At 72.3% G+C, this 4,832-nt stretch carries 3 protein-coding genes; all 3 read left to right on the top strand.

Annotated features, from left to right (window positions below):
- Positions 1–263 precede the first annotated feature (263 nt).
- Positions 264–1,679, top strand: a complete 1,416-nt coding sequence (locus ACTIR_RS0108530) for an MFS transporter (RefSeq protein ID WP_026453951.1) — start codon at positions 264–266, stop codon at positions 1,677–1,679.
- A 116-nt stretch (positions 1,680–1,795) separates the two neighbouring features.
- On the top strand, positions 1,796–4,312 hold the full coding sequence (gene nirB, locus ACTIR_RS0108525) for a nitrite reductase large subunit NirB (protein WP_026453950.1): 2,517 nt from the start codon (positions 1,796–1,798) through the stop codon (positions 4,310–4,312).
- A gap of 134 nt (positions 4,313–4,446) precedes the next feature.
- Positions 4,447–4,764 carry a nitrite reductase small subunit NirD gene (nirD, locus tag ACTIR_RS0108520; protein WP_026453949.1) on the top strand — a complete coding sequence of 106 codons (318 nt, stop codon included), beginning with the start codon at positions 4,447–4,449 and terminating at the stop codon, positions 4,762–4,764.
- The last annotated feature ends 68 nt before the right edge of the window (positions 4,765–4,832 follow it).

The following is a 4,832-nucleotide window of genomic DNA, read 5'->3' as shown; positions in this document are numbered from 1 at the left end:
GGGCGGGCACCGGATGCGGCGGCTGCGCCGACGCCGTGCGGGGCATCGCCGACTGGCTGGCGGACACGGCCTGAACCCGCCCACCCTCCCGGACCCTCCCGGACATCCGGGGTCCGGATCCGGGCCGGGTGCTCACCGGGTGCCGACGGCGCGGTGCGGAGGACGTAGCACGGCCGCCACCGCGTCGACGGCACCGCGGAAACCCGCCGACGGGACGCTCCGTGCCGACCGTTCCGCATCCGCACACGGCAAAGGAGACGCCCATGGCCCGCGCACCCGGGACCGCGACGACGACACCGCCACCGACACCGGCGCCGGAGGCCTTCCGATGGCGCGGACGGTGGCTGGACCACTGGGAGCCGGAGAATCCGCGTTGCTGGCGGGGTGGCGGCCGGGCCACCGCGTGGAAGAACCTGGTGTTCTCGGTCTTCGCCGAGCACCTCGGGTTCAGCGTGTGGACGTTGATGAGCATCGTGGTGGTCCACCTGGACTCCGTGGGCTACGACTTCGGCGTCGGGCGGACGTTCTGGCTGCTCATCGTCCCGAACCTGGTCGGCGCGGCGCTGCGGGTGCCGTACACGTTCGCGGTCCCGCTGCTCGGCGGGCGGGCGTGGACGACCCTGTCGTCGTCGTTGCTGCTGATCCCGTGCCTGATGCTGGCCCACGCCGTCACGAACGAGGGCACACCGTACTGGTTCTTCCTGCTCACCGCGGCGGCGATGGGCTTCGGCGGGGGGAACTTCTCCTCGTCGATGGCCAACATCTCGTTCTTCTTCCCGGAGCACCGCAAGGGGTTGGCGCTCGGGTTGAACGCGGCGGGCGGCAACCTCGGTGTGGCCGTGTCACAGCTGCTGGTCCCGGTGGTGATCGGTCTCGGCACCGGGACCAACCTGGCCTACGCGGCGCTGATGTGGATGCCCGTGGTGATCGTGGCGGCCACCTGCGCGTGGGCGTTCATGGACAGCGTCACCGCGGCCAGGCCGGACGGGAACTCCTACCGCTCGGCGTTGCGCAACCGGCACACCTGGGTGATGTCGGTGCTCTACATCGGCACGTTCGGGTCGTTCCTCGGCTTCTCCTTCGCCTTCCCGACGCTGATCTCGATGAGCTTCACCGACCACGGTGAGTACGTGTCGCTGGCGTTCCTCGGGGCCGCGATCGGGTCGGTCACCCGGCCGTTGGGCGGGTGGCTCTCCGACCGGATCGGGGGCGCCCGGGTGACGCTGTGGACCTTCGTCGCGCTGGTACTCGGCGCACTGGGCGTGCTGGCCGGGGTGTCCCGCGAGGACTTCCCGTTGTTCTTCGGCGCGTTCGTGGCCCTGTTCGTGCTCACCGGCATCGGTAACGGGTCGACCTACCGGATGATCCCGGTCATCTTCGCCGCCGAGGCCGAGCGCGCGGCCGGGAACCGCGGCACCGATCCGGCGGTGGTGGCCGCCTCCGCCCGGCGGCAGGCGGGGGCCGTCGTCGGTGTGTGCGGGGCGGTCGGCGCCTTCGGGGGTGTGCTGATCAACCTCGTGTTCCGGTCCTCCCTCGACGACGCGGGTGCGGGCATCCGTCCGGCACTGCTGGTGCTCGTGGCCTTCTACGTCGGCTGCCTGGCCGCCACCTGGTGGTTCTACCTGCGCAGGCGGTTCGCCGTCGACCGCGAGCCCGGTCTCCCCCACGCGCGGGTGTGAGCACCGTGGCCGGGATTCCGTGGGAGGAAGCGGAAACACCGCCGCAACGCCGCGGAATCGGCCCGGACACCGCTGCCGGTGAGTATGGACCGCAGCCGTCACTACGGAGGTTGCCGATGAGTCGAACGCTGGTTGTCGTCGGGCACGGCATGGTCGCCCACCGGCTGGTGCAGGCCGTGCGGTCCGCGGATACCGACGGGACCTGGCGGATCGTCGTGTTCGGCGAGGAGGCTCGCCCCGCCTACGATCGCGTGGGTCTCACGTCGTACGTGGACGACTGGGACGCGGACGCGCTCGCGTTGCCGGGGGCCGATTACGCCGCCGACGACGCGGTCACACTGCGGCTCGGGGATCCGGTCGTCGCGGTGGACCGGGCGGGCCGGTGCGTGCGTACCGCCTCGGGCGAGGTCGTGCACTACGACGCGCTGGTACTGGCCACCGGGTCCCGGCCGTTCGTGCCCCCGGTGCCGGGGCACGACCTGCCCGGGTGTTTCGTGTACCGCACGATCGACGACCTGGACGCCATCTCCGATGCCGTCACCCGCGCCCGCGCCGGGGTGGGCAGGCCGTCCGCCGCGGTCGTCGGCGGGGGCCTGCTCGGGCTGGAGGCGGCGAAGGCGCTGCGCGACATGGGTCTGTCCCCGCACGTGGTGGAGATGGCGCCCCGGCTGATGCCGGTGCAGGTCGACGAGGGTGGCGGTGCGGTGCTGCACCGGTTGATCACCGACCTGGGCGTGACCGTGCACACCGGAACGTCCACCGAGGTGATCGAGCCCGACGGGGACCGGCTGCGCGCCCGCCTCGGCAGCGGCACCGAACTCGACATCGACCTGCTGGTCTTCTCCGCCGGGATCCGGCCCCGGGACGAACTGGCCCGCGACTGCGGTCTGGAGCTCGGACCGCGGGGCGGCGTGCTGGTGGACACCTCCTGCCGCACCAGCGACCCGGACGTGTTCGCGGTCGGCGAGTGCGCGGCCGTCGACGGCCGGGTGTACGGGCTCGTCGCCCCCGGCTACACGATGGCCGAGGTCGCCGCCGCCATCCTGCTCGGCAAGCACGCGGAGTTCGGCGGGGCGGACACCGCCACCAAGCTCAAGCTGATGGGGGTGGACGTGGCCGCCTTCGGCGACGCCCACGCCACCTCCGCGGGCGCACTGGAGGTGGCCGTCGCCGACGCGGTCGCGGGCACGTACAAGAAGCTGGTGGTCTCCGACGACGCCCGCACCCTGCTCGGCGGGGTGCTGGTGGGTGACGCCGGCGAGTACAACCTGTTGCGCGGCCTGGTCGGCTCGGAGCTGCCGGACGAACCCGCCGCCCTGCTCGCCCCGGAGGGCGGGGGTGCGGCGGTCGGCGTGGACGCCCTGCCCGACTCCGCCCAGGTGTGCTCCTGCAACGCCGTCACGAAGGGGGCACTCACCCGCGCGATCGTCGACGACGGGTGCGACAGCGTGGCCTCGCTCAAGGCGTGCACCCGGGCGGGCACCTCGTGCGGCTCGTGCGTGCCGATGCTGGGCACGCTGCTCTCGGCGTGCGGGGTGGAGCAGTCCACGGCGTTGTGCGAGCACTTCGAGCAGTCCCGCGCCGAGCTGTTCGAGATCGTGCGCGCCACCCGGATCGGCACCTTCAGCGAGTTGATCTCCAGGTACGGCCGGGGCCGGGGGTGCGCGGTGTGCAAACCCACGGTGGCCTCCATCCTGGCCACCCTCGGCCACGGGCACATCCTCTCCGGCGAGCAGGCGGGCCTGCAGGACACCAACGACCACTTCCTCGCCAACATGCAGCGCAATGGCACCTACTCGGTCGTGCCCCGGGTACCGGGCGGGGAGATCACCCCGGAGAAGCTGATCGTGCTCGGCGAGGTGGCCCGCGAGTTCGGCCTCTACACCAAGATCACCGGAGGGCAGCGGGTCGACCTGCTCGGCGCCCGCGTCGAACAGCTGCCCGCGATCTGGCGGCGGTTGGTCGACGCCGGGTTCGAGTCCGGCCACGCCTACGGCAAGGCGCTGCGCACCGTGAAGTCCTGCGTCGGCACCACCTGGTGCCGCTACGGCCAGCAGGACAGCGTCGGCCTGGCGGTGGAACTGGAGCTGCGGTACCGGGGATTGCGCTCGCCGCACAAGATCAAGGCGGGGGTGTCCGGCTGCGCCCGGGAATGCGCGGAGGCGCGGAGCAAGGACATCGGCATCATCGCGACGGAGCGCGGCTGGAACCTCTACGTCGGGGGCAACGGCGGGGCGTTGCCCCGGCACGCCGAGCTGTTGGTATCCGATGTGGACACCGAGACGTTGGTGCGGATCGTGGACCGGTTCCTGATGTTCTACGTCCGCACCGCCGACCGGCTGCAGCGCACCGCGGCGTGGTTGGAGGAACTGGACGGCGGGCTCGACCACCTGCGCGCGGTGGTCGTGGACGACGAACTCGGTATCGGCGCCGAACTGGACCGGGCGATGGCCGAACACATCGCCGGCTACACCGACGAGTGGAAGGACGTGCTGGACGACCCGGACAAGCTCGCCCGGTTCACCAGTTTCGTCAACGCCCCCGGCGTCGGTGACCCGACCGTGGCGTTCGAGGTGGAACGCGAGCAGCACGTCCCCGTGCTCCTGCCGACCCCGGAGGTGCCGCACCGATGACCCCGACCGGACAGCCCAAGACCGGACAGCCCACGACCGGCGACCCAGCGGCCGGAGACCTTGCGGCCGGGGACCCAGCGACCGGCGACCGCGCGCACGACGTGCCGGGGCCGGACCCCTCGGGAGCGGGGTGGGTGGCCGTGTGCCGGCTCGCCGACGTGCCGCGTGCCGACGGGGTGGCCGCCCTACTCGACGGGAACGTGCAGGTGGCGATCTTCCGGACCGACGACGACAGCCTGCACGGACTGTCCAATATCGACCCGTTCAGCGGTGCCGCCGTGCTCTCCCGCGGCATCGTGGGCGAGCACGCGGGCGCGCCCGTGGTGGCCTCACCCGTGTACAAGCAGCGGTTCGACCTGCGCACCGGTGTCTGCCTGGACGACACGTCGGTGCGGGTGCCGACCCACCCGGTGCGCGTGGTCGACGGCGTCGTGCAGGTCGCGGCCCCGTGACCGGCCCCGCGGCGGGCGTCGCCGACCTCGCCGGGTTCACCGTCGGTGTCACCGCCGCCCGGCGGGCG

This window comes from Saccharomonospora iraqiensis subsp. iraqiensis (assembly GCF_000430445.1).
Classification (GTDB): domain Bacteria; phylum Actinomycetota; class Actinomycetes; order Mycobacteriales; family Pseudonocardiaceae; genus Saccharomonospora; species Saccharomonospora iraqiensis.
This window is presented reverse-complemented; position numbering and strand designations above follow the sequence as displayed.